Here is a 20,566-nt window from a genome sequence, read left to right on the forward strand (position 1 = left end):
CCGGGCGGTGCGCGGGGCGCGATCCGGCCCGGTCGATGCGACCGGCCGGGGGGACCGGCCGACCGGTGACCTGGGTGCGGCCGTCCGGCCGGTGCGGCGGGCACGACCGCCGGAGCGCCCGTCGGCCGGCGCGGCGGAGTCGACCGGAGCGGAGGAGGCGGCCGGGCTGCGGGAATGGGACCCTTGGCGCGGTGAGCGGGCGCGGAAGGCGGTACTTTTCCCGATACGCGCCGTCATGGTTGACGGTCACGCCTCATGAAAGTAAGTTTCATCCGTGGCGAAGAGTCCGAAGATTTCTGCGAGTCACGAGCCCGGTGGACTGATCGTCCACATCAGCGGCCTGCTGCCCTCGCTGTCCCCGGCCGAGCAGCGGGTGGCCCGGCTGGTCGTCGCCGACCCGGCCGATGCCGCCCGGCGCACCATCACCGATCTCGCCACCGCCGCCGAGACATCCGAGGCCACCGTCATCCGGTTCTGCCGGTCCGTCGGCATGGACGGCTACCCCCAGCTGCGCATCCGGCTCGCCGCCGAGGCCGCCCGCCGGGTCGAGCCACCGGACGCCCGGGTGGTCGGCGGTGACATCCCGCCCGGCGCCGACCTGGCGCAGATCATCGCGACCATCGCCTTCAACGACGCGCGGGCCGTCGAGGAGACCGCCGAGCAGCTCGACCCGGCCGTCTGCGAGCAGGTGGTCGAGGCGATCGGCGCGGCCGGCCGGATCGACGTCTACGGCGCCGGCGCCAGCGGCTTCGTCGCCTCGGACTTCCAGCAGAAGCTGCACCGCATCGGCCGCACCGCCTTCTACTTCCCGGACGTGCACACCGCGCTCACCTCGGCCGCCCTGCTCGGCCGGGGCGACGTCGCGGTCGGCATCTCGCACACCGGCACCACCTCGGACGTCATCGAGGTGCTCGAACAGGCCCGCGCCCGGGGCGCCACCACCGTCGCGCTGACCAACTTCCCCCGCTCACCGATCACCGAGGTCGCCGACCACGTGCTGACCACCGCTGCCCGGGAGACCACGTACCGCTCCGGCGCGATGGCCAGCCGGCTGGCCCAGCTGACCGTCGTCGACTGCCTCTTCGTCGGGGTGGCCGCGCGGAACCGGGCCAAGGCCAGGAAGGCCCTGGAGGTGACCGCCGAGGCGGTCCGGTCGCGCCGGGTGGGCGCCGGCCGGAGGCGGGGATGACGGCGGGACGGGTGGAGCGGGACGAGATGGCCGCGGTGCGGCCCGTGGTCCGGGTGGGTGCTCCCACCGAGCGGCGCAACCCGCACAGCGTCGATCTCGACCTGATGTCGACCCGGGACGTGCTCACCGTCATCAACGAGGCCGACCGGCGGGTTCCCGCCGCGGTGGCCGCCGTCCTCGACGAGATCGCCGAGACCGTCGACCTGGCCGTCGCCGCGCTGCGCGGCGGGAACCGGGTGCACTACTTCGGCGCCGGCACCTCCGGCCGCCTCGGCGTGCTGGACGCCGCCGAGCTGGCCCCCACCTTCAACTCGCCGCGGCACTGGTTCTGCGCCCACCTGGCCGGCGGCCCCGAGGCCATGTGGCGGGCCGTGGAGGACGCCGAGGACGACGAGCGCGGCGGCGCCGCCGAGGCCACCGACTGCGTACGTCCCGGCGACCTGGTGGTCGGGCTGGCCGCCAGCGGGCGCACCCCGTACGTCCTCGGGGCGCTCGCCGCGTCCCGGGCCCAGGGGGCCGCGACCGTGCTGCTCTGCGCCAATCCGGAGGCCGACGCCGCGGCGTCGGTCGACGTCTTCATCGGGGTGGACACCGGACCCGAGGTGGTCACCGGGTCGACCCGGATGAAGGCGGGCACCGCGCAGAAGCTGGTGCTCAACACGTTCTCCACGGCCGTGATGGTGCGCCTGGGCCGGGTCTACTCGAACCTGATGATCGACATGGTGGCCACCAACGCGAAGCTGCGCGGCCGGATGATCTCGATCCTCATGGAGGCCACCGGCTGTGCCGAGGAGATCTGCCGCAGTGCCCTGAACGAGGCCGACGGCGACCTCAAGACCGCCCTGGTCTCGCTCGTCTCCGGCGCCGAGGTCTCCGCCGCCCGGGCCGCCCTGGCCCGCTCCGCCGACCAGGTGCGCGGCGCGCTCAACCTGCTCGCCTCCTGACGCCGCCACCCGCCGGATCCCCTCCCGGCCGCGTCCGCACCACGGGTGCGACGCACATCACGTGACGGGAGGGGACGTCTCTGGCGGTGCGGATTGTTCCACCAGGCGTGGGGTAATCATCACCCGTGGCTGAACCGGCCGGTCCGCTCACGCGTATCTCGCAGTGACCAGGATCGCAATGAGGCGGTGACGCGGGTCGCTGTGTTCATGGAATTCGCAATGGTGCGATTTCCTGAGCGGACGACGATTCCGCTGCTCCGACGCCCCCCGAACGGGGCGTACGCGAGCCACCCGGGCAGGGGTCCTGACAGCAAACATGGACCGGGCTCTCAGCTACTACTCAGGCATTCGTGACAGTTTCGACTCACGACATGGAATCCCCGACGCGTCTCATCTGTTGTGTAGGTGTCAGCACCTACGGGCACAGCGGAGGTTACGGGGAGGGCTGATGAACGTGGGGATGGCAAGGAACCGGGCAACCGGCGCGAGCGAGGGGACCGTGGCAATCGTGGACAAGAACATCGGCATGCGTACCGACGAGGTCGCCGAGGAGCGGGACCTGGTCGGCGTCTACCTGCACGAGATCTCCCGGACGCCGCTGCTGGACGCCGCCAAGGAGGTCGATCTCTCCAAGGCGATCGAGGCCGGCCTCTACGCCGAGCACCTGCTCGGTGAGGACCGCGTCCCCGCCGGCGTCGACCGGGAGGACCTGGAGCGGCTGGTCGTCGAGGGTGAGCGCGCGAAGGACCTGTTCATCCGCGCCAACCTGCGACTGGTCGTCTCGATCGCCCGCCGCTACGTGCGGTCGGGCATGCCCATGCTGGACCTGATCCAGGAGGGCAACACCGGCCTGGTCCGCGCGGTCGAGAAGTTCGACTACGAGCGCGGCTACAAGTTCTCCACCTACGCGACCTGGTGGATCCGCCAGGCCATCAGCCGGGCGATCGCCCAGCAGGAGCGCACCGTGCGCCTGCCCGTGCACCTGGTCGAGGACGTCAACCGGATGCGCAACGTGGCCCGGCAGCTCACCCGTGAGCTGGGCAGCGACCCGGAGCCGGAGCAGATCGCGGCGGCGCTCGGCGTCACCGTCGAGCGGGTCAACGAGCTGGTCCGCTGGTCGCAGGACACCGTCTCGCTGGACACCCCGGTGGGCGACGACGGCGACACCAACCTCGGCGACCTGGTCGCCGACAGCGACGCCCCGTCGCCGGAGGAGATCGTCCTCACCGGCCTGGAGCGGCAGCGGATCGAGGGCCTGCTCAACCACCTCGACGACCGTTCGGCCGGCATCATGCGGGCCCGGTACGGCCTGGAGGACGGGCGCGAGCACTCGCTGACCGAGGTCGCCTCGCGGTTCTCGCTCTCCCGGGAGCGGATCCGCCAGCTGGAGATCCAGGCCCTCGGCCGGCTCCGTGAGCTGGCCCGGGCCGAGGGGCTGCAGGCGGCCTGAGCTGGTAGTAATGGACTGAACGAACGGCCGGCGTCCGATAGGGGGACGCCGGCCGTTCGCCGTGTCGGGGGTCAGCGCACCCGGCCGTAGCCCTGGATCGGCATCATGTTCATGTCCCGCTTCAGCACATTGCGGCCCGCGCTGGGCGCGTCGATCACCTGACCGCCGCCCACGTAGAGCGAGACGTGGCCGAGACCGTCGTAGAAGATGAGGTCGCCGGGCTGCAGCGAGCTGCGGCTGATCCGTGAGGTGGCGTTCCACTGCATCGCCGCGTTGTGCGGCAGCGACTTGCCCGCCGCCCGCCAGGCCGCCAGGGTGAGCCCGGAGCAGTCGTAACCGTCCGGCCCGTCCGCGCCCCAGACGTACGGCTTGCCGATCGCACCGTAGGCGTAGCGCACCGCCACGCCGGCGGAGCCGGAGATGGCCGGGGCGCTGCCGGCGGAGGTGGACCGGGCCGGCGCCTCGGTGGCCCGGCCGTACGCCTTCCGGCGCAGCTCGTAGAGGCGGGCCAGATCCGCCTCGATCTTCTTCTTGCCGGCGACCAGCTGCTTGGCCTGCGCCGCCTCCCGGGCCAGCGTGGCGTCCAGCCGGGTCTTCTGGTCGATCAGCCGGCGCTGGGTGTCGGTGAAGCCCGCGATGGTCTGCTGCCGCTGGCGGGTCAGCTGGTCCAGGGTGCCCAGCCGGTCCGGCAGCGTGGCCGGCCCGCCCGGCTCCAGCAGGGCCTGCATGGTGCGCATGCCGCCGGTCTTGTAGGCGGTCGCGGCGATGGCGCCCACGTCGGCACGGCTCCGCTCCGCCTGCTCCTGCAACGGGCCGATCCTGGCCTGCAACGTGGCCGCGGTGGCCTTGTTGGCCTTGATCTCTTCGTTGAGCTTGTTGTACGACTCGACGATTCGCTCCAGCTCAGTCGAGGACTTCTCGATCTGCTTCGTCAGCTCGGCGGGGGTGGGCTCGGCCCGAGCCACCGACGCCGGGGCGAGCAGCGCGGCCGAGAGGCCGGCGACCGCCAACGAGCGCAGCAGGATCCGTAAGGACGACAAGAGCGGAAAGCTCCTCTCCGATTCCTCGCCGGACGGCGCGCGCGGCCCGGCGACACCGGCCCGGGGCCATCCGGGTGGATGGCGGTCGACCGGACCGGCCCGCCCAACCTAACCCGTGACCCGAGTGACGGGGCGTTGAAGCAGGGGCGAAAGTTGGCAAAGTGCCAGGAAGTGCCGCCGGTACGGGTGACGCTTCGTGACCGGTTCGCGGGCGCGCCGTCGCGGTGCCGGAGCGGGGTGGGTGGATCGCACCAGTGGCCCGATTCGTCGTTCTGGGCGGATGTCGCCAGGCAACGCTCCGCAAAGTCATGACAAAGACGGAAATCGCTCCCGTTTCCCGGCGGGGTGCCCTGCCGGTGGCAGCCGGGTGGCCAGGGAAGACGCGCGGTCGGGGTGGCGGGTCCGCAACACAATGAAGCGCGGAGTCCGGGAATCCCGCGCACGGCACCGTCGGCGGCGCGGAGGCCCGGCCCGCGAATCAACGGGAGGCCGCCGTGCAGCACGATGGCTCCACCACCCGCCCGCCCCGCTCCCCGGGCGCGAGCGGACCGACCCTGCTCTACGCCCGGCCGGGCATCGTGGTCACCGGCGAGCGTTTCACCGTCGGCCGCAACAGCTGGCCGGTCGCCGACATCACCCAGCTCTGGACCGCCCGCGGGCCGCACGACCGGCTCGCCCTCCGGGCGGTCGCCGTCTCCGCCGCGCTGATCGGCGCGGTCGGCCTGCTGCTCGGCTTCACCGGTGGGCTGCAACGGCTCACCGCGGCGGCCTACCTCACGCTGGGCGCGGTGGGGCTGCTGCCGCTGCTGCTCGTGCTGGTCGGGGACCGCTGGCGGCCGCCGGCGCACGAGCTGTGGGGACGGCTCGGCGGCGCCGAGGTGCTGCTGTTCAGCAGCGACGACGAGCGGCAGTTCGGTCAGGTCACCCGGGCCCTGCAACGGGCCCGGGAGGGAGTGCGCCACGGCGGCTGGACGGACCCGCCGGCGGCCCAGCCGTGGCGGCCGAACCGCTGACCGGCCCGGGTCAGCCGGCGACCGGCTCCGGGGTCCGCTTCGGCTGCTCGGCGGCCAGCCAGTGGCTCACCCGGCGCTCGGCGTAGAACGAGACGAAGGGCACCGTGCCGGCGAGCATCACCAGCAGCATCCGCTTCAGCGGCCAGTCGGCGCGGCGCGACAGGTCGAAGGTGAGCGCCAGGTAGATCATGTACAGCCAGCCGTGGGCGGTGCCGACCACGGCCACCACAGTCGGGTTGTCGAAGCCGTACTTCAGCGGCATGCCGATCAGGACCAGCACCACCAGCGCCACGCCCACGATCCAGGCGATCACGCGGTACCGGGTAAGGGCTCCGCCCACCGTCGTCCGTCCTTCCGCACCGGCCTCAGCCGGGATAGTCGCCGGGCCTCGCGCCCGGGTTGGCGTTCAACCAGGAAAGGTAGCGGTTGTACGCGGCCAGTTCGCCGTCGTCCCCGTCGACCGGGGCGGCCGGCACCCGGCTGACCCGCACCGGCCGGCGTACCGCCGGGGTGGCGGCGGCCGGCTCGGAGTCGGCGGCCGCCGGCGGCGCCGGGGTGGCCCCGTCCGCGCGCGTGGCCCGCAGCGTGTGCCGCAGCTCACGCCACCAGACGAAGACCACGAAGCCCGCGAAGACCGGCCACTCGATCGCGTAACCGAAGCTCAACGTGTTGCCGTCGGCGGCCCGGGTGACCTGCCACCAGCCCAGCCCGAGGAAGCCCACCACCAGCACGACCATGGCCACGTGGCGGGCGATCCACGCCGGTGTCCAGAGCCGCTTCATGCCATCGAGGGTACCGGGCCCGCCGGCCGTCTCCGACGCGGCGTCGTAGGTGGGTCGGGTTTGGTGACACCCCGGCTGGGCATCCGTCTAGACGCCAGCCCGAACGAGACGAGGGGGCGACGATGACCGAATCAGTACGCCGTGACGCCAGCCCGGAGCAGCGGGTGACGGAGTGGGACGGCGATCACGCCCGCACCCAGGACGTCGACGGTGAGCTGCTCGGGGTGGACCCCGCCGAGCTCAGCGACGAGGACCTGATCCGGGAGACGCAGAGCCTGCACCGGACCCGGCTGGACACCCTCCGGCACGCCACCGACTCGGCGCTCGCCAACCACCTGCGCCGCACCGCCGAACTGGAGACCGAGTACCTGGCCCGGCACCCGGGCCGGGAGGTCGACCCGAGCCGGCTGCGGGACGCCTGATGGCCAGCCACGCCGAGCGCGGCATGTCCGCGCCGCCCGAGGTGGTCTTCAACACCGCCACCGACCCGGACCGGTCGTCGGCCTGGCTGCCGGAGGAGCTGCGCCGGGCCGGCACGCACCGGGTCGAGGTGGTCGACGCCGAGGACATGCGGGCCCGCTGGAGCTCCGAGTCCGCCGGCTGGTCGGCGGACATCGACGTGGAGCCGGCCGACGCCGGTGGCGCCCGGGTCCGGCTGGACCTCACCGGCACCGACCACGGGATGGCCGACGAGATCCTGGCCAGCCTCGCCCGCGAGGTGGCCGACAACCTGACCGCCGGCTGAGCCGGCACCGCCACGACGTTCGAGGGAGGCCGGGTGACCGGGAGTGGCCTGAAGCAGAAGGTGGCGCGGCTGCGCCAGGCGTACGCGCCGCACGAGCACCGGCCGCTGGGCGGCTACCTGGTGGCGATGGGCACCTACGGCGCGGTCACCGCGTCGCTGGTCGGCCTGGTCAGGGCGACCGGCCGCCCGGTGCCGGAGCGGCCGGCGCCCGCCGACGTGGTGCTGCTCTCGATCGCGACCCACAAGCTGAGCCGGCTGCTCTCCAAGGACGCCATCACCAGCCCGCTGCGCGCGCCGTTCACCCGGTACGACCACCCGATCGGCAGCGGCGAGGTGATGGAGCAGGTCCGGGACCAGGGCAGCCCGACCCGGCACGCGCTGGGGGAGCTGGTGAGCTGCCCGTTCTGCCTGGCCGTCTGGGTCGCCACCGGCCTCACCGGTGGGCTGGTGCTGGCGCCCCGGCTGACCCGGCTGGTCGCCACCGCGCTGACCGCGGTGGCCGCCTCCGACTTCCTGCAGATGGGCTACGCGGTGGCCCAGCAGGCGGCCGAGGGTGGGCACCGGGACGAGTGACCCGACGACGCGAAGGGGGCCGGCGCACCGCGCCGGCCCCCTTCGCACGTTCCGGTCCGGTCAGGTGGGCGTGGTGCCGTGGTCCTCGCCGGCCCAGCCCCGCGACGCCTCCGGCTCCCGCTCGTCGCGGTCCTCGCCGGTGATGACGTCGTCGGAGACCGCGGTCTGGTCGTGCTCGCCGGCGAAGTCGGACTCCGACAGCGTGTCGATGCCCTCCGGTGGCTGGCCGAGCGCCGGGGGGTGCTCGTGTTCCTGGTTACGGTCGCTCATCGCGCTGTCCTCTCCGTCCTCGGGCCGCGTCCGCCGGAAGGCTCAGCCCACCGTCCCGCCGAGCAGGTCGGCCGCCTCGTCGACCGCGTACTCGCCCTGTGGCAGGGCGGCGATCCGGGTGAGCAGCTCGGCGGGGAGTTCGGCGGCCACCGCCCGGCGGTAGATGTCCGCCTGACTGATCCGCTCCTGGCCGTGGAAGATGTCGTCGAGCAGTTCGTCGAGCTGCCGGGTGTCCGGCTGCTCGGTCACGGGCGCGTCGTCGGTCACGCCGATCAGCTACCCGGGCCCGATTCGGTCAAACGTCGCCGCCCGGTCCGTCGCACCACCCCGACCCACCCCGTTGATCATGAGGTTGGCGGCGGCGAAGGAGATCGACTCCGCCGCCAACCTCATGATCAACCGCCCAGGATGGGGTCAGGCGGGGGTGGGGAGGGTGGCTCGGCGGGTGCGGACCGCCTGGGCCAGGTGGTCGAGGACGTCGGCCGTCGTGTCCCAGCCGATGCAGGCGTCGGTCACCGACTGGCCGTACTCCAGCCGGCGGGTCGGGTCGAGGTCCTGGCGACCGGGCTGGAGGAAGCTCTCCAGCATGATGCCCACGATGCCGCGCTGCCCGGCGGCGAGCTGGGCGGCCACGTCGGCGGCCACCACCGGCTGGTTGCGGTGGTCCTTGCCGCTGTTGGCGTGGCTGGCGTCCACCACCACCCGCTCGGGCAGCCCGGCCGCGCGCAGCAGGTCCAGCGCCCCCGCCACCGACTCCGCGTCGTAGTTGGGCCGGCCACCGCCGCCGCGCAGCACCAGGTGACCGTCGGCGTTGCCCCGGGTGTGCATGATCGCCGGGGTGCCGGAGACGTCGATGCCCGGGAAGACGTGCGGCACGCCGGCCGCCCGGATCGCGTCCACCGCGGTGGAGATGCTGCCGTCGGGACGGTTCTTCATGCCGATCGGCATGGACAGGCCGGAGGCGAGCTGGCGGTGCACCTGGCTCTCCACGGTCCGCGCGCCGATCGCGCCCCAGGCCACCGTGTCGGCGATGTACTGCGGGGTGATCGGGTCGAGGAACTCGCAGCCGACCGGCAGGCCCAGCCGCAGCACGTCGAGCAGGAGCGCCCGGGCGGTGCGCAGGCCGGTGTTCACGTCGCCCGAGCCGTCCAGGCCCGGGTCGTTGATCAGGCCCTTCCAGCCCACGGTCGAGCGCGGCTTCTCGAAGTAGACCCGCATCACCACCAGCAGGTCGTCGGCGAGCCGGTCGGCGACCTGCCGCAGCCGGCCCGCGTACTCCAGGGCGGCGGCGGGGTCGTGCACCGAGCAGGGACCGACCACGACCAGCAGCCGGTCGTCGGCGCGGTCGAGCACCCGGCCGACGGCACGCCGGCCGGCCACCACGGCCTCGGCGAGGGACTCCTCGAGCGGCAGGTGGTGGTGCAGCAGGGCCGGGGTGGTCAGCGGCACGACACGGTCGATCCGCTGGTCGATGACCCGATGGACATCCGGGGTCGTCGTCACGGTGGGGTTCCTTCCGCCGACCGTGCCCGGGGCCGGCGCCCGGGATCGAGCCGGCTGCTCGTACGCGAAAGGGCAGGGAATCATCCCTGCCCGGCCGGCTCGAAGAGGAGTGACGTCAGCTCATGGTTGAGTCACCGGCTCCTCCAGCCGGCTGCCTAAACCATCGATACGACCGCGTCACGCCCGCCAGCGTACCCGACGGGAGGGGTGGGTCTCACCCGCTCGTCGGGTAAGCCGCGCCTCATGTCAACCCCGGTCGATGGAACGAGCGGTAACGCCGACGGCACCGCACGTGTTCGCCGGCTGTCCGGCCGGGTGACCGCCCCGCCGGATCTGTCCTCCGTCCCGGACTCTGGGAGGCCGGCGCCTCTCGTTCCCCTCGCGACTGCGACGACAGCAATCCGAAAGGTTCCGCTCCGCGTACCGCATCGTGGGAAGGGTGGGGTTCCGCAGTGTCCAGGCGGGGGTATGAGGACGGCATGAGTCACGACCAGAGCGACCAGGACCGGATCGAGTCCCGCGCCCACCTGCTACCCGAGGAGGCGGCGGTCGGCAGCGAGGACCCGGAGGCGCAGGCCGACGCGATCCTCGCCGAATCGGACATCCGGGAGGAGGACCGCAACGCGGCCCCCGACACGGTGCTGGAGCACCGGACCTCCGAGCAGACCGTCACCCCCGTCGAGCCGCCCGACTGAGCCCGACGCCCCGGGCCCGCTGCGATCCCCGGTAGGTGGTGTCCCGCAACCAGGCGAGCGGACCGACCACCCGCAGGCCCGGCGGCACGTTGTTGACCGGATCGAAGGCCAGCGCGGCGTCCTCCCGGGCGCCGCGCCGGCCGTCCAGCCGCACCTCGCCGAACGGCCGCCACGGCCCGACCGCCGAGCCGACCGCCAGCACCAGCCGGGGCCCGTCCGCGCCGGCCACCGCCGAGAGCTCGGCCAGGCCGCGGCCCAGCTCGGGCGAGTCCGGGTCGGCCAGCACCGCCAGGTACAGGCGCCGCCGCCCGGCGCGGAACGACATGATCGAGCTGTACGTCCCGGTGAAGCGACGCCGCGGCAGCGGCAGGTGGCGCAGCACCGGCGCCGCGCCACTCGAACTCGCCAGCAGGTCCACCGGCGGCTCCGGGTCACGGTGCAGCCGGATGCCCACCCCGAGCACGTCCGGCCAGCTTCCCGGGGTGGGCACGCCCTTGGACAGCCGGACCGTCGCCGGCCACCGGCCGGGCAGGTCGAGCAGCGGCACGCCGGTCGGCGGGCCGGGCGTACCCCAGATCAGCACCTCGGCGGAGAAGGTGCGGCCGGCGGGATGCAGCAGTCGGGCGCGCCGGAGCCGGGCCAGCGCGGCGGCGGCGCGTTCGACCGCGGACGATGCGGGGGAGGACATGCCGGGCGAGTACCCCGGCGCGCGGCGACGATGCTCCCCGCGCGTCACCTTTCCGCCCGCGAGATCGGATAGCGTCGGACCATGCCCGACAGCGGTTACCCCTGGCCGATCGAGACGACCCGACTGGACAACGGTCTGCGGGTGGTGGTGAGCGAGGACCGCACCGCCCCCGCGGTCGCCGTGAACCTCTGGTACGACGTGGGTTCCCGCCACGAACCGGCGGGCCAGACCGGCTTCGCCCACCTCTTCGAGCACCTCATGTTCGAGGGCTCGCTCAACGTGGCGAAGACCGAGCACATGAGGTTGATCCAGGGCTCCGGCGGCTCGCTCAACGCCACCACCAACCCGGATCGGACCAACTACTTCGAGACGGTCCCGGCCGAGCACCTGGAACTGGCGCTCTGGCTGGAGGCCGACCGGATGGGCGGGCTGGTCCCGGCGCTGACCCAGGAGACGCTGGACAACCAGCGGGACGTGGTGAAGAACGAGCGGCGCCAGCGCTACGAGAACGTGCCGTACGGCGACGCCTGGCTGCGGCTGCTGCCGCTGCTCTACCCGCCCGGGCATCCGTACCACCACGCCACGATCGGCTCGATGGCCGACCTGAACGCCGCCGACCTGGCCACCTTCCAGGCGTTCCACGCGACCCACTACGCGCCGAACAACGCGGTGCTCACCGTGGTCGGCGACACCACCGCGGCTGAGGTGTTCGCGCTGGCCGACAAGTACTTCGGCGCGCTGGCGCCGCGCGAGGACATCCCGGCCGCCCCGGACGGGCGCACCGTCCCGGCGACCGGGCGGCCCGCGGCGGAGACCGTCGTCTCCGACGTGCCCGCTCCCCGGGTCTACCTCGCGCACCGCACCCACCCGTTCGGCACGCCCGGCTACGACGTGACCACCGTGCTCGCCACCGTCCTGGGCAGCGGCCGGGGCAGCCGGCTCTACCAGCGGCTCGCCGACGGCGAGCGGATCGCCCAGCCGGACCTGGTCGGGGCGTACGGGGTGGACCTCGCGCACGGCCCGGCGCCGCTGATCGCCACCGCCACGGCCCGCGCCGGGGTGACGGGGGACCGGCTGCGCGAGGGGCTGACCGAGGTGGTCGACGAACTGGCCACCGTGCCGGTCACCGCCGCCGAGCTGGACCGCGCCAAGGCGCTGCTGAGCACCATGTGGTGGCGGCAGATGGCCACCGTGGACGGACGGGCGGACATCCTCGGCCGGTACGCCACCCAGTTCGGCGACCCGGCCAAGGCCGCCGAGCGCCTGCCCGCCTGGCTCGCCGTCACCGCGGACCAGATCGCCGAGCAGGCCGCCGAGCTGCTCGGCCCGGCCGACCGGGCGACCCTGACCTACCTGCCCGAGGAGAGCTCATGACGCTGATCGCCACCCGTCCCGGCCCGGGCGCCGGCCGCCCGTACCGGTTCCCGCAGGTGGTCCGCCGGTCCGCCGCCGGCGGGCAGGTCGTCGCCGCGCACCTGCCCGGGCAGAACCTCGCCGTCGCCCTGCTGCTGCTCGACGGCGGCGCCGGCCGCGAGCCGGTCGGCAAGGAGGGGCTCGGCGGGGTGCTGGCCAAGGCGCTGGAGGAGGGCACCGCGCAGCGGGACGCCACCGCGTACGCCCTGGCCATCGAGGCGCTCGGCACCGAGCTGGTGAGCGGGCTGGACTGGGACTCCTTCCAGGTCAGCGTGCAGGTGCCGGTGGACCGGCTGAGCGCCGCCGTGGAGCTGCTGGCCGAGGCGGTGCGGACGCCGAAGCTCGACCCGGCCGATGTGCGGCGGGTCCGCGACGACGAGGTGACCGCGCTGCGGATGGACTGGGCGAACCCGGGTCCCCGGGCCGACGCGGTGCTGCGCGCCGACCTCTTCGGCGCGGACAACCGCTGGGGCCGCCCGCTGTACGGCGACCCGGAGAGCGTGGCCGCCCTGGACGTGGACGACGTGACGGTCTTCCACTCCGAGTGGTTCATCCGCCCCGGCACGCTGATCGTCGCCGGTGACCTGGAGCGGATCGACCTCGACGCGCTCGCCGCGACGGTGTTCACCGGGACCGGCGGTGCGGCCGTGGACAAGGGCGGCCCGATCGAGGTGGCGCTGTCGGACCGGCGGCGGATCATCCTGGTCGACCGTCCCGGTTCGGTGCAGTCCACGCTGCGCCTCGGGCACCCGTCGCCGCACCGCGCCCACCCGGACCACGTGCCGATGACGCTGGCCGGCACGGTGCTGGGCGGGGCGTTCACCTCCCGGCTCAACCACCTGATCCGCGAGGTGCGCGGCTACACGTACGGGATCCGGGGCGACTTCGCCTCCTCCCGCCGGTTCGGCCGGTTCGCGATCAGCTCCGGGGTGCAGACCGCGGTGACCGCGCCGGCCCTGGTCGAGGCGGTCGGCGAGGTGTCGCGTACCCGGCTGACCGGGGTGACCGAGGAGGAGCTGGAGGTGGCCCGCTCCTGGCGCGCCGGCCAGCTCTCGGTCGAACTGCAGAGCCCCCGGGCCATCGCCTCGGCGCTGACCACGCTGGTCGTGCACGACCTGCCGGACGACTACCACGCCCGGCTGCGCGAGGCGCTGCTCGCGGCAACCGTCGAGGAGGTCTCCGCGGCGGCCGCCACCCACCTGCACCCGGAGTCGCTCACCCTGGTCGTCGAAGGCGACTCGGCGGTGATCCGGGACGAACTGGTGGCCGCCGGCCTGGGTGCGGTGGTCGACCACACCCCCTGACGGTGTGGCGCCGGGTGTGATTCCCGTCGCGCCGGCCGGTCGCCGGTCGGCGGCCCCCGGCGCGGATGCTGCGGCCGGGGGCCCGGCCGGCGGAGGATTCTCCGCCGGCGGCCCACCCTCGGGCGGCGTCGTTGCAGGTGGCGGGCCGGATCGGCGGAAACCGCGATCGGCGGCGCGCGCCCCGGCCGGTGGGAAAGGGTTCCCACCGGCACCGTCCGGCTGGGTAGCCTCGCGGGCATGAGGATCGGCATTGTGGGGGCCACCGGCCAGGTCGGTGGCGTGATGCGGCAGGTGCTGGCGGAGCGGGAGTTCCCGGCGGAGCAGGTGCGGCTGTTCGCCTCGGCCCGGTCGGCCGGGCGCACGCTGCCCTGGCGCGACGGCGAGGTCACCGTCGAGGACGCGGCCACCGCGGACTACCGCGGCCTGGACATCGTGCTCTTCTCGGCGGGCAAGGGCACCTCCCGGGAACTCGCCCCCCGGGTCGCCGAGGCCGGCGCGGTCGTCATCGACAACTCCTCGGCGTTCCGGATGGACCCGGAGGTGCCGCTGGTGGTCGCCGAGGTCAACCCGCACGCCATCGCCGACCGCCCCAAGGGCATCGTGGCCAACCCGAACTGCACCACCATGGCGGCCATGCCGGTGCTCCGCCCGCTGCACGAGGAGGCCGAGCTGGTCGGCCTGGTCGTCGCCACCTACCAGGCGGTCTCCGGCGCCGGCCTGGCCGGCGTGGCCGAGCTGGACGAGCAGGTCCGCAAGGTCGCCGAGCACGCGGCCGAGCTCGCCTTCGACGGTTCGGCCGTGGAGTTCCCCGCGCCGCGCTCGTTCGCCCGCCCGGTCGCCTTCAACGTGCTCCCGCTGGCCGGCTCGATCGTCGACGACGGCTCCTTCGAGACCGACGAGGAGCAGAAGCTGCGCAACGAGAGCCGGAAGATCCTCGGGATTCCCGGGCTCAAGGTCAGCGGCACCTGCGTCCGGGTGCCGGTCTTCACCGGCCACTCGCTCCAGATCAACGCGCGCTTCGCCCGCCCCGTCACACCGGCCCGGGCCCGCGAGCTGCTCGACGGTGCGCCGGGCGTGGCGCTCTCCGAGGTGCCGACCCCGCTGGAGGCGGCCGGCCAGGACCCGACCTACGTCGGGCGGATCCGGACCGACGAGACCGTCGAGCACGGCCTCGCCCTGTTCTGCTCCAACGACAACCTGCGCAAGGGCGCGGCCCTCAACGCCGTGCAGATCGCCGAACTCGTCGCCGCCGAGCGGCGCTGACCCCGGTCCCGTGTGCCCGGCGGATGGCCGGGCACGCGGGCGGGACATGCGCTGGAATGGGGGGCGACCCACCGATCGACGCGGGAGGCCCCATGACGGACGAGCGGACCCGGCAGGCCCTGACCGACCTCATCGCGAGCCGCCGGCTCGGCGTGCTCGCCACCCTGAAGCGGGACGGGCGGCCGCAGCTGTCCACGGTGGTCTACTCGCTCGACCGGGACGCCGGGTTGATCCGGGTCTCGGTCACCGACGGCCGGGCCAAGACCGCCAACCTGCGCCGCGACCCCCGGGCCAGCTTCCACGTCAGCAGCGAGGACGGCTGGGCGTACGCGGTCGCGGAGGCCCGCGCCGAGCTGACCCCGGTGGCGGAGCGGCCGGACGACCCGACCGTCGAGGAACTCGTCGGGCTCTACCGGGCGGTGCAGGGCGAACACCCGGACTGGGACGACTTCCGGCGCGCCATGGTGGCCGAGCGCCGGCTGGTGCTCCGGCTGCACGTCGAGCGGGTCTACGGGATGCCCCCGCGCGGCTGAGGGCCCGGCGGGAGGGGTACGGGTTACCTCGCCCGGACCGCCGGGTAGACCGCCGTGCCGACACCGAGAGGGGAGCACCATGACAACGGTCGGAGAGTTCATGACGACCCGGTTGGTGACGATGGACGGCAGCGACACCCTCACCGCCGCGGCGCAGGAGATGCGGGACAGCGCGATCGGCGACGTGGTGGTGACCGATGGCGACAACGTGGTCGGCATCGTCACGGACCGGGACATCACGGTGCGGGGCGTGGCCGAGAACATGGATCCCAACACGACCCGGCTCAACCAGATCACCAGCAAGGACGTGGTGACGGTGAGCCAGTACGACGACGCGGTGGCCGCCGCCGACCTGATGCGCACCTACGCGGTCCGCCGGTTGCCGGTGATCGACGACGGCCGTCTGGTCGGCCTCGTCTCCATGGGTGACCTGGCCGTGGAGCGGGAGCCCCAGTCGGTGCTCGCCGACATCAGCGCCGACGAACCGAACAACTGACTCGTCCGCCGCGGTGACGCCGGCCTCCGGTTCGGGGGCCGGCGTTCGCGTGCGCAGGCCCGACCCGCGCCAGGACGGGCCGGGAGGGCGACTCACCCGAACCGGGCGAGGTTGACGGCGTACTCGACGGGGACCCGTCCTCGGACGTCGCATGCCGCGGATCGCGGGAGGAGCCGCCCGGATGGACACGACCACGAGATTCTTCGAGGACCTGGACCGGCGAGGGTTCGAACCGCTGCTCGCCAAGACCTCCGGAACCCTCCGGTTCGACCTGCACGAGGGACCGCAGACCACGCACTGGCTGCTGGAGATCGACCGGGGCAACCTCCGGGTCCGCCAGGAGGACCAGGAGGCCGACACCGTCATCGGTACCGAGCCGCGACTCTTCGGCGAGCTGGTCACCGGCCAGGAGAACGCCATCGCGGCGCTGCTGCGCGGCGACATGACGGTCGCCGGCGACCTGCGCCTGGTGTTGCAGGTCGAACGCATCTTCCCCGGTCCCCCGGACTCCCGTGGGCCGCACCACTCGTTCCAGAGGAGGGCTGCCTGATGGCCGCGAGCAACACCATCCGCATCCTGGACGGCAACACGTTCGTGGTCTCCGAGGACACGGGTGACATCGAGGCCACGCCGAGCGAGCCGACCGGCCTCTTCTCGCTGGACATGAGGTTCCTGTCGAAGTGGGTGCTGACCGTCAACGGCGAGCGCCTCAACGCGCTCTCCTACGACGACCTCCAGTACTACGAGGCCCGGTTCTTCCTGGTGCCGGGGATGGCCACGCACTACATCGACGCGAAATTGTCGATCATCCGGGAGCGGGCGGTGGGGGGCAGCTTCCGCGAGACCCTGACCATCCTCAACCACGACGAGAAGCCCGTGGACCTGGAGATCCGGATGGACGCCGGCGCCGACTTCGCCGATCTGTTCCAGGTCAAGGACGAGATCGTCAACAAGAAGGGCGAGACCTACTCCGAGGCCGAGGCGGACAAGCTCCGGCTCGGCTACCGGCGTGGCAACTTCCGGCGGGAGACGGTCATCTCCGCGTCCCGGCCGGCCCGCTACGACCGCAACGGGTTCGCCTGGAGCATCCACCTGGAACCCAACGAGCAGTGGGACACCGCCATCGACGTGCAGACGCACGCGGTCGGCCCGGGCGGCCGGGACCTGCGGATGGGGCTGCGCGCGCACGGCACCGAGCGGCTGGCCCTCCAGCACGACCTGGAGCAGTGGATCGCCAAGGCGCCGAAGGTGAACAGCGAGCACGGCCAGGTTGCCTCCACGTACCGGCGCAGCCTGATCGACCTGGCCGCGCTGCGGTTCTCGCCGCTCTCCCTCGGCGGGCAGACGCTGCCGGCCGCCGGCCTGCCCTGGTTCATGACCATGTTCGGCCGGGACAGCATCTTCACCTGCCTCCAGGTGCTGCCGTTCGCCCCGGAGATGTCGAAGACCACGCTGCGCATCCTCGGCGCGTTGCAGGGCACCAGGTTCGACGACTTCCGCGACGAGGACCCGGGCCGGATCCTGCACGAGATGCGCTACGGCGAGACCGCCGCCTTCGAGGAGCAGCCGCACTCGCCCTACTACGGCTCCGTGGACGCGACGCCGCTGTTCATCGTGCTGCTCGACGAGTACGAGAAGTGGAGCGGCGACGTCGCGCTGGTCAAGGAGCTGGAACGGGAGTGCCGGGCCGCGCTGAAGTGGGTCGACGACTACGCCGACCTGGTCGGCAACGGCTACATCTGGTACGAGCGGCGCAACAGCGACACCGGCCTGGAGAACCAGTGCTGGAAGGACTCCTGGGACTCCCTCTCGTACTCCGACGGCACGCTGCCGCCGTTCCCGCGGGCCACCTGCGAGGTGCAGGGGTACGCGTACGACGCGAAGGTGCGGGCCGCCCGGCTGGCCCGGGAGTTCTGGGGCGACCCGGCGTACGCCGACCAGCTCGAACGTGAGGCGGCGGAGCTGAAGGAGCGGTTCAACCGGGACTGGTGGGTGGCCGACGGCGGCTACTACGCCCTGGGGCTGGACCCGACCGGCCGGCAGTGCGACGTGCTCAGCTCCAACATCGGCCACCTGCTGTGGAGCGGCATCGTGGACGAGGACCGGGCGGAGCAGATCGCGGCGCACCTGGTCGGCCCGCGGCTCTTCACCGGGTGGGGGGTGCGCACCCTGGCCGAGGGCGAGGTCCGCTACAACCCGATCGGCTACCACAACGGCACGATCTGGCCGTTCGACAACTCCTTCATCGCCTGGGGCCTGCGCCGGTACGGCTTCGCCGAGGAGGCCGCCACCATCGCCAGCGGCATCCTGGACGCGGCGCGGTACTTCGACGGGCGGCTGCCGGAGGCGTTCGGCGGCTACCCGCGGGACCTCACCAAGTTCCCGGTGGAGTATCCGACGGCGTGCAGCCCGCAGGCCTGGTCGACCGGCACCCCGCTGCTGCTGATCCGGACCATGCTCGGGCTGGAGCCGCACGAGGGACACCTCGCGGTGGACCCGCGGCTGCCGATCGGCATGGGGCGGATCGAGGTGCTGGACATCCCGGGCCGGTGGGGCCGGGTGGACGCCTTCGCCCGGGGTCGGCTGGACCTGCACAACAAGACCGCCTGACCGGTGTCGGAACGGGTGCCGCCGAGCCCGTGGGCTCGGCGGCGCCCGCGCGCTCAGTGCCCCGGCAGCAGCGTGTCGCCGTGCGCCTCGCTCCGGGGGAGCAGGCAGAACTCGTTGCCCTCCGGGTCGGCCAGCACGGTCCACCGGGGCAGCTCCCGGACCACCGTGGCGCCGGCCTCCAGCACGGCGGCCCGCTCCTCGGCGTCGCCGACCAGGTCGAGGTGGATCCGGCCGGGGCCGGGCAGGTCGTCGACCGGGCTGATCCAGACGTCGGGCCGGCGGCCGGCCGGGTCCCGCAGCAGCACCGACTCGTCCGGCTCCAGCGACCGGTCGGCGAGCTTCGCCAGGTCCTGATCGACCACCGGCAGCCCGGTCACCGTGCTCCAGAACGGGGCGAGCAGGTAGGGGTCGCGGCAGTGGATGACGATCGCGGAGAGCTCGGGCATGCCCTGCACCGTAGTCGGCTCAGGCCGGTGGCAGGACGCTGTCCAGGAACGCGGCGGTGACCGCCCGGATGTCGGGGCGGGCCAGGTCGAGCGCGTGCCCGCCGTGGGTGAGCCAGAGGTGCGTCGGGTGGCCGGCGGCGAGCAGCCGGCCGGCCAGCCCGAGCGACTGGGCGGCCGGCACCGCGGCGTCGTCCCGGCCGTGCACCAGCAGCACCGGCACGCCCGAACCCGGGTGACTGGCGACGGTCGCGTCGACGGTCGCCGCGTCGCCCGCGGCGGGCGGGTGCCCGAGCAGGTCCGCCCAGGGATCGTCGTGCCGACGCAGCCGCCGCCACTCCGGGTCCAGCGGGTCGACCGGCGCCCAGTACGCCAGCACCGCCCGGACGTCGCCCGGCCGCTCCACCCCGCGCAGGCCCAGGTGCAGGGCCAGCATCGCGCCGGCCGAGTCGCCGCCGACCAGCAGCGGCAGCCCGCCGGCCGCGGCACGGGCGGCCCGGGCGGCGGCGCGGACGTCGTCGAGCTGGGCCGGCCAGCGGGCCTCGGTCACGAAGCGGTAGGTCGCGGGCACCACGCGCAGCCCGAGCGGGGCCAGGGCGGCGCCGTCCTCGTCGGAGCGGGCCCGCCACCCGCCGCCGTGGATCCAGAGCAGTACGGCGCGATCGGTCATCCGGCCATGCTGGCCGCTCCGGACGCCGCCGGCGAGCCCGCTCTGCCGAGGGCAGAGCGGGTGCCGTTCGCCCCTACGGTCGCGTAACCTACCCGGGGTAAAGTTGGCGAATGTCGGAGCTCGTGTACCCGCCCGTGATCCTCGCCGCCAAGACGATGTTCCGCGCCCTCGACCTGCGCCTGCGCGTGGAGGGCAGCCACCACGTGCCGCGCACCGGCGGGGCGGTGCTGGCCTCCAACCACGTCAGCTACCTCGACTTCATCTTCTGCGGCTACGGCGCGCACGAGTCCCGCCGGCTGGTCCGGTTCATGGCCAAGGACTCCGTCTTCCGGCACAAGGTCTCCGGCCCGCTCATGCGCGGCATGAAGCACATCCCGGTGAACCGCGCCGCCGGCGCCGGGTCGTACGCCTCGGCGGTGGGCGCGCTGCGCCGCGGCGAGGTGGTCGGCGTCTTCCCGGAGGCGACCATCAGCCGCTCCTTCACCGTCAAGGACCTGAAGAACGGCGCGGCCCGGATGGCCCAGGAGGCCGCCGTGCCGCTGCTGCCGGTCGCGCTCTGGGGCACCCAGCGGCTGTGGACCAAGGGCCGGCCGCGCACCCTGACCCGCCGGCACACCCCGATCACCATCCTGGTCGGCGAGCCGATCGACCCGGCCGCCCACCCGGACGGCAACGCCCTGACCGCCGAGCTGCGCACCCGCCTCACGGCGCTGGTCGACCGGGCCCAGCGGGAGTACCCGGACCAGCCCGCCGGCCCGGACGACACCTGGTGGCAGCCGGCCCACCTGGGCGGCACCGCGCCGACGCCGGAGCAGGCCGCCGAGCTGGACCGCCCGGGGCGCCGCACCCCCACCGCCTGATCCGCGGCGGGAGCCGGGACGTGGCCGGATCGTTCCGCATCCGGGCATGATGGTGTCTGCCGGCCGGGCGCCCGCCCGGCCA

25 protein-coding genes are annotated in these 20,566 nt (G+C 73.5%); 16 read left to right on the top strand and 9 right to left on the bottom strand.

The genetic code is table 11. The annotated features are described in order from the left end of the window. Positions 1-274 precede the first annotated feature (274 nt). The 3 genes from ACW0Q9_RS13955 (at position 275) to ACW0Q9_RS13965 (ending at position 3,583) form a co-directional block, all read left to right on the top strand. Positions 275-1,189, top strand: a complete 915-nt coding sequence (locus tag ACW0Q9_RS13955) for a MurR/RpiR family transcriptional regulator (protein WP_456181300.1) — start codon at positions 275-277, stop codon at positions 1,187-1,189. Further along, positions 1,186-2,133, top strand: coding sequence for an N-acetylmuramic acid 6-phosphate etherase (gene murQ, locus ACW0Q9_RS13960; RefSeq protein ID WP_456181302.1), 948 nt, complete (start codon positions 1,186-1,188; stop codon positions 2,131-2,133). Before ACW0Q9_RS13955 ends, murQ begins: the two co-directional genes overlap by 4 nt. A gap of 460 nt (positions 2,134-2,593) precedes the next feature. Then, complete coding sequence (locus ACW0Q9_RS13965) at positions 2,594-3,583, top strand: sigma-70 family RNA polymerase sigma factor (protein ID WP_393181260.1); 990 nt, start codon at positions 2,594-2,596, stop codon at positions 3,581-3,583. Between the two features lie 71 nt (positions 3,584-3,654). Here ACW0Q9_RS13965 and ACW0Q9_RS13970 read toward each other — a convergent pair whose 3' ends face one another. Next, positions 3,655-4,623, bottom strand: a complete 969-nt coding sequence (locus tag ACW0Q9_RS13970; protein WP_456181304.1) for an NlpC/P60 family protein — start codon at positions 4,621-4,623, stop codon at positions 3,655-3,657. Positions 4,624-5,117: 494 nt separating this feature from the next. Here ACW0Q9_RS13970 and ACW0Q9_RS13975 point away from each other — a divergent pair, with 494 nt between their 5' ends. Beyond that, positions 5,118-5,636 carry a DUF6232 family protein gene (locus tag ACW0Q9_RS13975; protein ID WP_456181306.1) on the top strand — a complete coding sequence of 173 codons (519 nt, stop codon included), beginning with the start codon at positions 5,118-5,120 and terminating at the stop codon, positions 5,634-5,636. Positions 5,637-5,646: 10 nt separating this feature from the next. On the opposite strand, the gene ACW0Q9_RS13980 is transcribed toward ACW0Q9_RS13975, so the two are convergent. Both ACW0Q9_RS13980 and ACW0Q9_RS13985 read right to left on the bottom strand, forming a co-directional pair. Beyond that, entirely contained in the window at positions 5,647-5,976 is a 330-nt protein-coding gene (locus ACW0Q9_RS13980) for a DUF3817 domain-containing protein (protein WP_456181308.1), read from the bottom strand. A gap of 25 nt (positions 5,977-6,001) precedes the next feature. Beyond that, positions 6,002-6,418, bottom strand: a complete 417-nt coding sequence (locus tag ACW0Q9_RS13985; RefSeq protein WP_456181310.1) for a hypothetical protein — start codon at positions 6,416-6,418, stop codon at positions 6,002-6,004. A gap of 122 nt (positions 6,419-6,540) precedes the next feature. On the opposite strand from ACW0Q9_RS13985, the gene ACW0Q9_RS13990 reads away from it, so the two are divergent. From ACW0Q9_RS13990 to ACW0Q9_RS14000, 3 genes are read left to right on the top strand one after another with little or no spacing between them, the layout of a single operon-like run. After that, the gene (locus ACW0Q9_RS13990; RefSeq protein ID WP_456181312.1) at positions 6,541-6,840 is read left to right on the top strand and encodes a DUF6158 family protein; all 300 of its coding nucleotides are present in this window, start codon (positions 6,541-6,543) and stop codon (positions 6,838-6,840) included. Further along, positions 6,840-7,163, top strand: coding sequence for a hypothetical protein (locus tag ACW0Q9_RS13995; RefSeq protein ID WP_456181314.1), 324 nt, complete (start codon positions 6,840-6,842; stop codon positions 7,161-7,163). Before ACW0Q9_RS13990 ends, ACW0Q9_RS13995 begins: the two co-directional genes overlap by 1 nt. 33 nt (positions 7,164-7,196) lie before the next feature. Beyond that, positions 7,197-7,736 (top strand): DUF1360 domain-containing protein, encoded by a 540-nt coding sequence (locus tag ACW0Q9_RS14000; protein ID WP_456181316.1) that lies wholly within the window; start codon positions 7,197-7,199, stop codon positions 7,734-7,736. 60 nt (positions 7,737-7,796) lie between these two features. On the opposite strand, the gene ACW0Q9_RS14005 is transcribed toward ACW0Q9_RS14000, so the two are convergent. The 3 genes from ACW0Q9_RS14005 to ACW0Q9_RS14015 form a co-directional block, all read right to left on the bottom strand. After that, positions 7,797-8,006 (bottom strand): hypothetical protein, encoded by a 210-nt coding sequence (locus tag ACW0Q9_RS14005; protein WP_456181318.1) that lies wholly within the window; start codon positions 8,004-8,006, stop codon positions 7,797-7,799. A 42-nt stretch (positions 8,007-8,048) separates the two neighbouring features. Then, positions 8,049-8,282, bottom strand: a complete 234-nt coding sequence (locus ACW0Q9_RS14010; protein WP_456181358.1) for a hypothetical protein — start codon at positions 8,280-8,282, stop codon at positions 8,049-8,051. 138 nt (positions 8,283-8,420) lie between these two features. Beyond that, complete coding sequence (locus ACW0Q9_RS14015; RefSeq protein WP_456181320.1) at positions 8,421-9,509, bottom strand: 3-deoxy-7-phosphoheptulonate synthase; 1,089 nt, start codon at positions 9,507-9,509, stop codon at positions 8,421-8,423. Positions 9,510-9,988: 479 nt separating this feature from the next. Here ACW0Q9_RS14015 and ACW0Q9_RS14020 point away from each other — a divergent pair, with 479 nt between their 5' ends. Then, entirely contained in the window at positions 9,989-10,204 is a 216-nt protein-coding gene (locus ACW0Q9_RS14020; protein WP_091318927.1) for a hypothetical protein, read from the top strand. Here the strand turns inward: ACW0Q9_RS14020 and ACW0Q9_RS14025 are convergent. Continuing rightward, complete coding sequence (locus ACW0Q9_RS14025) at positions 10,179-10,892, bottom strand: phosphodiesterase (protein WP_456181323.1); 714 nt, start codon at positions 10,890-10,892, stop codon at positions 10,179-10,181. The genes ACW0Q9_RS14020 and ACW0Q9_RS14025 overlap by 26 nt on opposite strands. An 81-nt stretch (positions 10,893-10,973) precedes the next feature. On the opposite strand from ACW0Q9_RS14025, the gene ACW0Q9_RS14030 reads away from it, so the two are divergent. The 7 genes from ACW0Q9_RS14030 to ACW0Q9_RS14060 all read left to right on the top strand — a co-directional run bounded on the left by ACW0Q9_RS14030 (position 10,974) and on the right by ACW0Q9_RS14060 (position 18,511). Further along, positions 10,974-12,266, top strand: coding sequence for a M16 family metallopeptidase (locus ACW0Q9_RS14030; RefSeq protein WP_456181325.1), 1,293 nt, complete (start codon positions 10,974-10,976; stop codon positions 12,264-12,266). After that, complete coding sequence (locus tag ACW0Q9_RS14035) at positions 12,263-13,609, top strand: M16 family metallopeptidase (protein WP_456181327.1); 1,347 nt, start codon at positions 12,263-12,265, stop codon at positions 13,607-13,609. Before ACW0Q9_RS14030 ends, ACW0Q9_RS14035 begins: the two co-directional genes overlap by 4 nt. A gap of 237 nt (positions 13,610-13,846) precedes the next feature. Then, entirely contained in the window at positions 13,847-14,872 is a 1,026-nt protein-coding gene (locus ACW0Q9_RS14040; protein WP_456181329.1) for an aspartate-semialdehyde dehydrogenase, read from the top strand. A gap of 92 nt (positions 14,873-14,964) precedes the next feature. Then, entirely contained in the window at positions 14,965-15,405 is a 441-nt protein-coding gene (locus tag ACW0Q9_RS14045; RefSeq protein WP_456181331.1) for a PPOX class F420-dependent oxidoreductase, read from the top strand. 79 nt (positions 15,406-15,484) lie between these two features. Continuing rightward, positions 15,485-15,901, top strand: a complete 417-nt coding sequence (locus ACW0Q9_RS14050) for a CBS domain-containing protein (protein ID WP_189197835.1) — start codon at positions 15,485-15,487, stop codon at positions 15,899-15,901. A 181-nt stretch (positions 15,902-16,082) separates the two neighbouring features. Next, entirely contained in the window at positions 16,083-16,451 is a 369-nt protein-coding gene (locus ACW0Q9_RS14055; RefSeq protein WP_456181334.1) for an SCP2 sterol-binding domain-containing protein, read from the top strand. Further along, entirely contained in the window at positions 16,451-18,511 is a 2,061-nt protein-coding gene (locus tag ACW0Q9_RS14060) for an amylo-alpha-1,6-glucosidase (RefSeq protein WP_456181336.1), read from the top strand. The genes ACW0Q9_RS14055 and ACW0Q9_RS14060 overlap by 1 nt, the downstream gene beginning before the upstream one ends. 53 nt (positions 18,512-18,564) lie before the next feature. Here ACW0Q9_RS14060 and ACW0Q9_RS14065 read toward each other — a convergent pair whose 3' ends face one another. Together ACW0Q9_RS14065 and ACW0Q9_RS14070 are read right to left on the bottom strand one after the other, a co-directional pair. Further along, complete coding sequence (locus ACW0Q9_RS14065; RefSeq protein ID WP_456181338.1) at positions 18,565-18,957, bottom strand: VOC family protein; 393 nt, start codon at positions 18,955-18,957, stop codon at positions 18,565-18,567. A gap of 19 nt (positions 18,958-18,976) precedes the next feature. Further along, positions 18,977-19,624 carry an alpha/beta hydrolase gene (locus ACW0Q9_RS14070; protein WP_456181340.1) on the bottom strand — a complete coding sequence of 216 codons (648 nt, stop codon included), beginning with the start codon at positions 19,622-19,624 and terminating at the stop codon, positions 18,977-18,979. A gap of 110 nt (positions 19,625-19,734) precedes the next feature. On the opposite strand from ACW0Q9_RS14070, the gene ACW0Q9_RS14075 reads away from it, so the two are divergent. Then, entirely contained in the window at positions 19,735-20,484 is a 750-nt protein-coding gene (locus ACW0Q9_RS14075; RefSeq protein ID WP_456181342.1) for a lysophospholipid acyltransferase family protein, read from the top strand. Positions 20,485-20,566: the final 82 nt, after the last annotated feature.

It is taken from the genome of Micromonospora sp. I033 (assembly GCF_053890995.1).

Excerpts from the sequence above, each read along its gene's own strand:
- murQ (WP_456181302.1), top strand. The coding sequence starts at position 1,186 with ATGACGGCGGGACGGGTGGAGCGGGACGAGATGGCCGCGGTGCGGCCC.
- ACW0Q9_RS13965 (WP_393181260.1), top strand. The coding sequence starts at position 2,594 with ATGGCAAGGAACCGGGCAACCGGCGCGAGCGAGGGGACCGTGGCAATC.
- ACW0Q9_RS13985 (WP_456181310.1), bottom strand. The coding sequence starts at position 6,418 with ATGAAGCGGCTCTGGACACCGGCGTGGATCGCCCGCCACGTGGCCATG.
- ACW0Q9_RS13990 (WP_456181312.1), top strand. The coding sequence starts at position 6,541 with ATGACCGAATCAGTACGCCGTGACGCCAGCCCGGAGCAGCGGGTGACG.
- ACW0Q9_RS13995 (WP_456181314.1), top strand. The coding sequence starts at position 6,840 with ATGGCCAGCCACGCCGAGCGCGGCATGTCCGCGCCGCCCGAGGTGGTC.
- ACW0Q9_RS14005 (WP_456181318.1), bottom strand. The coding sequence starts at position 8,006 with ATGAGCGACCGTAACCAGGAACACGAGCACCCCCCGGCGCTCGGCCAG.
- ACW0Q9_RS14020 (WP_091318927.1), top strand. The coding sequence starts at position 9,989 with ATGAGTCACGACCAGAGCGACCAGGACCGGATCGAGTCCCGCGCCCAC.
- ACW0Q9_RS14025 (WP_456181323.1), bottom strand. The coding sequence starts at position 10,892 with ATGTCCTCCCCCGCATCGTCCGCGGTCGAACGCGCCGCCGCCGCGCTG.
- ACW0Q9_RS14030 (WP_456181325.1), top strand. The coding sequence starts at position 10,974 with ATGCCCGACAGCGGTTACCCCTGGCCGATCGAGACGACCCGACTGGAC.
- ACW0Q9_RS14035 (WP_456181327.1), top strand. The coding sequence starts at position 12,263 with ATGACGCTGATCGCCACCCGTCCCGGCCCGGGCGCCGGCCGCCCGTAC.
- ACW0Q9_RS14040 (WP_456181329.1), top strand. The coding sequence starts at position 13,847 with ATGAGGATCGGCATTGTGGGGGCCACCGGCCAGGTCGGTGGCGTGATG.
- ACW0Q9_RS14045 (WP_456181331.1), top strand. The coding sequence starts at position 14,965 with ATGACGGACGAGCGGACCCGGCAGGCCCTGACCGACCTCATCGCGAGC.
- ACW0Q9_RS14050 (WP_189197835.1), top strand. The coding sequence starts at position 15,485 with ATGACAACGGTCGGAGAGTTCATGACGACCCGGTTGGTGACGATGGAC.
- ACW0Q9_RS14055 (WP_456181334.1), top strand. The coding sequence starts at position 16,083 with ATGGACACGACCACGAGATTCTTCGAGGACCTGGACCGGCGAGGGTTC.
- ACW0Q9_RS14060 (WP_456181336.1), top strand. The coding sequence starts at position 16,451 with ATGGCCGCGAGCAACACCATCCGCATCCTGGACGGCAACACGTTCGTG.
- ACW0Q9_RS14065 (WP_456181338.1), bottom strand. The coding sequence starts at position 18,957 with ATGCCCGAGCTCTCCGCGATCGTCATCCACTGCCGCGACCCCTACCTG.
- ACW0Q9_RS14070 (WP_456181340.1), bottom strand. The coding sequence starts at position 19,624 with ATGACCGATCGCGCCGTACTGCTCTGGATCCACGGCGGCGGGTGGCGG.
- ACW0Q9_RS14075 (WP_456181342.1), top strand. The coding sequence starts at position 19,735 with ATGTCGGAGCTCGTGTACCCGCCCGTGATCCTCGCCGCCAAGACGATG.